The sequence below is a fragment of the Aquabacterium sp. genome (genome assembly GCF_049274795.1).
Taxonomy (GTDB): Bacteria; Pseudomonadota; Gammaproteobacteria; order Burkholderiales; family Burkholderiaceae_C; genus Aquabacterium.
In genome coordinates this window covers 1-6,151 of the sequence record NZ_JBASTH010000090.1, presented here as the reverse complement: position 1 = coordinate 6,151, position 6,151 = coordinate 1, and the positions used below count along the sequence as shown (strand labels likewise).

Here is a 6,151-nt window from a genome sequence, read left to right as displayed (position 1 = left end):
CGGCCAGCCGGCCGGCCATCGTGCCGCCTGCCCAGCCCGTCTCGCCGGTGGCCGAGCGCACCGGCAGCGACAGTTCGTCCACCGTCGCCGACAAGCCCGCCAGCGCCGCCCCCAGCCGCGCCACGGGCACCAGCGGCACCACGCGCCGCCGCAAGATCACCGGTCCGGCCAAGCTGTTCGTGCTGGACACCAACGTGCTGCTGCACGACCCGATGTCGCTGTTCCGCTTCGACGAACACGACATCTACCTGCCCATGATCACGCTCGAAGAGCTCGATGGGCACAAGAAGGGCATGACCGAAGTGGCACGCAACGCCCGCCAGGTCAGCCGCGATCTGGACGCCCTGGCCGCCGACATGGGCAGCCGCCAGCAGGCCGATCCCGCCAAGGGCATCGAGCTGGCCAAGACGGGCCACGTCGAGGCTGGCGGCAAGCTGTACTTCCAGACCACAGGCATGGACATCCAGTTGCCCATCGGCCTGCCCCAAGGCAAGGCCGACAACCAGATCCTGGGCGTGGTGCAGGCCCTGCGCGACAACCATGCCGGGCGTGACGTGGTACTGGTGTCCAAGGACATCAACATGCGCATCAAGGCCCGTGCCCTGGGCCTGCCGGCGGAAGACTACTTCAACGACAAGACGCTGGAAGACGGCGACCTGCTCTACACCGGCGTCCTGCCGCTGCCGGCCGATTTCTGGGACCGCCACGGCAAGGGCATGGAGAGCTGGCAGCAGAACGGCATCACCTACTACCGCGTGAGCGGCCCGACGGTGCCAGCGCTGCTGGTCAATCAGTTCGTCTACCTCGAAAGCCCCGGCGCCAGCCCCTGGTACGGCAAGGTCACCGAGATCACCGGCAAGACCGCCACACTCAAGACCCTGAAGGACTACACGCACCAGAAGAACGCCGTGTGGGGCGTGACGGCCCGCAACCGCGAGCAGAACTTCGCGCTGAACCTGCTGATGGACCCGGAATGCGACTTCGTGACGCTGACGGGCTCGGCCGGCACCGGCAAGACGCTGATGACGCTGGCGGCCGCCCTGAGCCAGGTGCTCGACGACCGTCGCTACACCGAGATCATCGTCACCCGCGTGACGGTGCCGGTGGGCGAGGACATCGGCTTCCTGCCCGGCACCGAGGAAGAAAAGATGTCGCCCTGGATGGGCGCCCTCGACGACAACCTCGAAGTGCTCTCGCGCGGCGACAGCGGCACGGGTGGTGCTGGTGAATGGGGCCGTGCAGCCGCCAACGAGTTGGTGCGCAGCAAGATCAAGATCAAGAGCATGAACTTCATGCGCGGCCGCACCTTCCTGAACAAGATCGTGATCATCGACGAGGCGCAGAACCTCACGCCCAAGCAGATGAAGACGCTGATCACCCGTGCTGGCCCTGGCACCAAGATCATCTGCCTGGGCAACCTGGCACAGATCGACACGCCTTACCTCACCGAAGGCAGCTCCGGCCTGACCTACGCGGTCGACAAGTTCAAGGGCTGGCCGCACAGCGGGCACGTGACGCTGGCACGTGGCGAGCGTTCGCGCCTGGCGGATTTCGCCTCCGAAGTGCTCTGATCAATCGCCGCATACCGCGGCGAGTTCATCCCCGACGGCCTGCTTAGCAGGCCGTTTTTCATGGCCACGCGCAAGCACCCATGGCACGGCGAGGGCAAGACACCCCGCACGCGCCAACGGCATTGGCCTGCATGCACACTGGGCTGAATCACTCATTCCACCCACTTGCCCAGGAGCCCGCATGTCATCCACACGAAAAGCCCGATCCCTGGCCACACAGACCGCCGAGCTGGCCCTGGCCACGCCACAGGTGATGGCGCACCGCCTCACGCGCATGGCCCTGGCCGGCGCCACACCCTCCGCACGGGACCGCAAGGAGTTCCACCTCATGGGTGCCGAGAAGGTCGCCGCCTTTCAGGAATCGTGGATGGCGATGGCCATGCAGGCCTGGCGCGCGCAGATGCAAATGCAGACGCAGTTGTGGACCAGTGCCATGCAGGCGATGTGGATGCCCTGGAGCCGCCCCGCTTCCTTTGGCGGAGGCTCCGCCCTCGCGCAATGGCAGAAGGCCACCTTGGGCATCCTGGGCCAGGGCATGGCACCGGTGCATCGCCGCGCGGTGGGCAACGCCAAGCGACTGGGCCGCACGCGGCTGCGTTGAACACATGGCTCGCGCATCTGGCACGATAGGAGCCCCCTGACGCCAGGCCACGCGCATGACACCCACACCCGAGCCACGCCCGACAGATACTGCCCTGACATGGGACGATTTCATGAAGGTGGAGCTACGCGTGGGCAGGATCGTGAGCGCCGAGCCTTTCCCGAAGGCGCACAAGCCTGCCTACATCCTGCAGGTCGATTTCGGCCCCGCGCTCGGTGTGCGCAAGTCCAGCGCGCAGATCACCGCGCTGTACACGCCCGAGCAACTGGCCGGGCGCCTGGTGGTGGCGGTGGTGAACTTCCCGCCCAAGCAGATCGGGCCGATCATGTCGGAGTGCCTGGTCACCGGCTTTCACAACGCCCAGGGCGAGGTGGCCTTGTGCATACCCGACCAGGATGTTCCCCTGGGCACGCGCCTGCTTTGAGCGGTCAAGAAGACGTTGCCCCGCACAGGCCAGGCCATCACAATGCCGGCAACATCACCCACACGATGACCAGCCCCACGCCCCTGCCGCATCACGCCTGCCCTTTGTGCGGCGGCCCCAACGCCTGCGCGCCCGCACGCAGCGGCAGCTTTGACACGCCGTGCTGGTGCCGTGAGGTCAAGGTCTCGCCACTGGCCCGGGCCCGCGTGGCCGGACATCAACCCATGGCCTGCCTGTGCGAGCGCTGCGCCGTGAGCGGCGGGCCTCTGGCGCCCGACGCCACATCGTCCGCATCGCCGGGCCAGTCATCAAGCTGAAGCCGTTCAGAGCTTCTCGAACACCGCCATGCTCTCCACGTGGGCCGTGTGCGGGAACATGTTGACCGCGCCCGCCGACACGCAGCGATAGCCGCCCTGGTGCACCAACAGGCCAGCATCACGCGCCAGCGTGGCCGGGTTGCAACTCACGTACACGATGCGCTTCGGCGGCACCCAGTCCGGCACAAGCGAAGGATCCTGGTGCAGGTCGGCCACAGCCTTGGTCAGGGCGAACGCACCTTCGCGCGGCGGATCCACCAGCCACTTGTCGGCATGGCCATAGCTGGCCAGTTCCGCCGGTGTGATCTCGAACAGGTTGCGCGCCACGAAGCTGGTCTTGGCATCGACGCCATTGGCCCGTGCGTTCTCGCGCGAACGGGCCACCAGTTGCTCGCTGCCCTCGATGCCCAGCACCTCGCGTGCCTGCGTGGCCAGCGGCAAAGTGAAGTTGCCCAGGCCGCAGAACCAGTCGATCACGCGCTCATCGGGCTTCACCTCGAGCAGGCGCAGCGCGCGTCCCACCAGCATCTGGTTGATGTGGTGGTTGACCTGGGTGAAGTCCGTCGGCTTGAAGGGCATCGTGATGCCGAACTCGGGCAGGGTGTAGTCCAGCCCTGGCAAGGTTTCGTCCAGCGGGTGCACGGTGTCCGGCCCCTTGGGCTGCAGCCACCACGACAGGGTATGACGCCCGCCATCCCAGGCGCTGTGTTCGGCCGCGAAATCGCGCAGGCGCTGCACATCGGCCGGGGTGAGTGCTTCCAGGTGACGCAGCACCAGCACCGTCACGCTCGTGCCCACGGCCACCTCGATCTGGGGCAGGCGGTCACGCTGGTCCATGGCATAGACCAGTTCGCGCAGGGGCACCAGCAGGCGGCTGATGTGCGGCGGCAGGATCTCGCAGGTCTGCATGTCGGCCACATAGCGCGATTTGCGCTCATGGAAGCCCACCAGCACCGAGCCCTTCTTGAGCACATGGCGCACCGACAGGCGCGCGCGGTAACGGTAGCCCCAGGTAGGCCCTTCGATCGGGCGCAGCAGCATCTCGGGCTTGACCTTTCCCAGGTGCCACAGGTTGTCTTCCAGCACGCGCTGCTTGACGGCCACCTGTGCCGAAGGATGAAAGTGCTGCATCTTGCAGCCGCCGCACAGGCCGAAGTAGGTGCAGCGCGGGGTGACGCGTTGCGAGCTCTCGGTGCGGCGCTCGGCCATCGTGGCCTGCTCCCAGTTGTTCTTGCGGCGAGTGACGCTCACGCGCACCTCTTCGCCAGGCAGCGCATCTTCGATGAAGACGACCTTGCCATCGGGGCGGTGGGCCACGCCCTGCGCTTCGAGGTCGAGTGATTCGACCTTCAGCCATTGCAGGTGGGGCGGCACGGCGGCCGCCGCCTCATCGATGGGCGCCGTGGCGGCGGGGGGAAGCGCCTGGGGGGACGTGGCGGGGGAAGTGGAAAGAATCTCGTCGGTCATCCCCTGATTGTCTCAGGGGATGAGCGCTCTTTCCCGGCAAGGCCCGAGGCGGGCCGTGGCACGGTGCAGGATCAGCGTGCGGGCAGCGACTTGGCGGGGTCGATCGGCTTGCCCTGCTTGCGCACCTCGAAATGCAGTTGCACGCGATCGGCGTCGGTGCTGCCCATCTCGGCGATCTTCTGGCCCTTGCGCACGGCCTGGTCTTCCTTGACCAGCAGCGTCTGGTTGTGGGCGTAGGCCGTGAGGTATTGCGCGTTGTGCTTGACGATGATCAGGTTGCCGTAGCCACGCAGGCCGGAGCCGGCATAGACCACGCGGCCATCGGCAGCGGCGAAGACCGGATCGCCCGCCTTGCCGCCGAGCACCAGGCCCTTGCGCTTGCCATCTTCGAAGCTGCCCAGCACGGGGCCTGTGGCGGGCCATTGCCAGGCGGGCTCATCCGCATCACGGTCCGCAGCTGCCACGGGAGCCGCTGCCGCTGCGGGCGCCGTGGCCTCAGCCGTGCCCGAGGCCGGCTTGGCGGCGCTGCTGGCGGCCGACGCCGTGCTGCTGCCTGCGGCGGCAGCGGGCAAGGGCTTGGCGTCGAGGCTGCGGGCCTCGACCTTCGAGCTGGTGACGGGTTTGGCCGCCGGCAAGGCATTGCCATTGGTGGCAGCCGCTGCGGGCGCGGCAGCCACGGCGGCGGCATCGACCGAAGGCGAGACCACGCGCAGCACCTGCCCCACCTCGATCAGGTTGGGGTTGTCCAGGTGGTTCCAGGCCGCCAGATCGCGCCAGTTCTGCCCGGTATCGAGCGCCACGCGGATCAGCGTGTCACCAGGCTTGACGGTGTAGTAGCCCGGCTTGCCGGCGTTCTCCGCGCCCGGGGGCAGGCGGTTGGGGCTCAGGCCCGTGCCCACACGGCCGCGGTCTTCGACCGGGGCCTTGTTGATCGGGGTGGAACAGCCAGCGAAAGTGAGTGCCGCCGCCACGGTGGCGAGCAGCTTGTAGATGTTTTGCGTGTGGTGCATGTTGAAGCGAACAAGCCGAGACATCACGTCGTGCCTGATTTTAGGGGCACGAAGAGCACCTGCCCCGCCGTGGCCTGCTGCAGCTGCCCATTGGGCAGGCGGTCCACGATGGTCAGGATCTGGGTGCCGGTTCTGGGGTCTTCCATGGGCGCGACCAGGCGCCCGCCCGGGGCCAGCTGGTCCAGCCACGCCGGAGGCACGGCGGCACCACCCGCCGCGGCGATGATGGTGTCGTAGGGCGCATTGGGCGCATGGCCGAGCATGCCGTCACCATACACCAGCCGCACGTCCTGCCAGCCGGGCAGGCCGGCACGGAGCCGATCGAGGTTGGTGCGGGCCTTCAGGTGCAGATCACGCAGGCGTTCGATGGACACGACGCGCCGCGACAGACACGACAACAGCGCCGCCTGGTAGCCGCAGCCCGTGCCGATGTCCAGGCACTGGCCCAGCGGGAAGGCCGCATCCGGCGCCACGCCGGGGCGTGTGCACAGCAGCTCGATCATCGACCCGATCACCGAGGGCTTGGAGATGGTCTGACCCAGGCCGATCGGCAGGCTGGTGTCTTCGTAAGCCTGGTTGACCAGGGCCGAATCCACGAACCAGTGCCGGGGAATGGTGCCGAAAGCCAGCAGCAGGCGCGGATTGCGGATGCCATCGGCCTGCAGACGCTCGACCATGCGGCGCTGCACCGCGCGGGAATCCATGCCCAGGCCTTGCGGCGTGCTCAGGCGCTGGCGGTCACGGGCGGCCTGCTCCAGCGG

At 67.6% G+C, this 6,151-nt stretch carries 7 protein-coding genes; 4 read left to right on the top strand and 3 right to left on the bottom strand.

Features of this window, described 5'->3' with window-relative positions; translation table 11 throughout:
• The 4 genes from WAQ08_RS14770 to WAQ08_RS14755 all read left to right on the top strand — a co-directional run.
• The coding region (locus tag WAQ08_RS14770) for a PhoH family protein (RefSeq protein WP_422192469.1) at positions 1-1,571 on the top strand (1,571 nt) is incomplete at its 5' end.
• Between the two features lie 181 nt (positions 1,572-1,752).
• Positions 1,753-2,172 carry a polyhydroxyalkanoate granule-associated phasin gene (locus WAQ08_RS14765; RefSeq protein WP_422192467.1) on the top strand — a complete coding sequence of 140 codons (420 nt, stop codon included), beginning with the start codon at positions 1,753-1,755 and terminating at the stop codon, positions 2,170-2,172.
• 55 nt (positions 2,173-2,227) lie between these two features.
• Positions 2,228-2,596 carry a tRNA-binding protein gene (locus WAQ08_RS14760; RefSeq protein ID WP_422192465.1) on the top strand — a complete coding sequence of 123 codons (369 nt, stop codon included), beginning with the start codon at positions 2,228-2,230 and terminating at the stop codon, positions 2,594-2,596.
• Positions 2,597-2,661: 65 nt separating this feature from the next.
• Complete coding sequence (locus WAQ08_RS14755; protein ID WP_422192463.1) at positions 2,662-2,913, top strand: cysteine-rich CWC family protein; 252 nt, start codon at positions 2,662-2,664, stop codon at positions 2,911-2,913.
• 6 nt (positions 2,914-2,919) lie between these two features.
• Here the strand turns inward: WAQ08_RS14755 and rlmD are convergent, their stop codons facing one another.
• The 3 genes from rlmD to WAQ08_RS14740 form a co-directional block, all read right to left on the bottom strand.
• Positions 2,920-4,380, bottom strand: coding sequence for a 23S rRNA (uracil(1939)-C(5))-methyltransferase RlmD (gene rlmD, locus WAQ08_RS14750; RefSeq protein ID WP_422192461.1), 1,461 nt, complete (start codon positions 4,378-4,380; stop codon positions 2,920-2,922).
• Positions 4,381-4,451: 71 nt separating this feature from the next.
• Complete coding sequence (locus WAQ08_RS14745) at positions 4,452-5,390, bottom strand: peptidoglycan DD-metalloendopeptidase family protein (protein WP_422192460.1); 939 nt, start codon at positions 5,388-5,390, stop codon at positions 4,452-4,454.
• A 23-nt stretch (positions 5,391-5,413) separates the two neighbouring features.
• A partial coding sequence (locus WAQ08_RS14740) for a protein-L-isoaspartate O-methyltransferase family protein (protein ID WP_422192458.1) occupies positions 5,414-6,151 on the bottom strand: 738 nt, incomplete at its 5' end.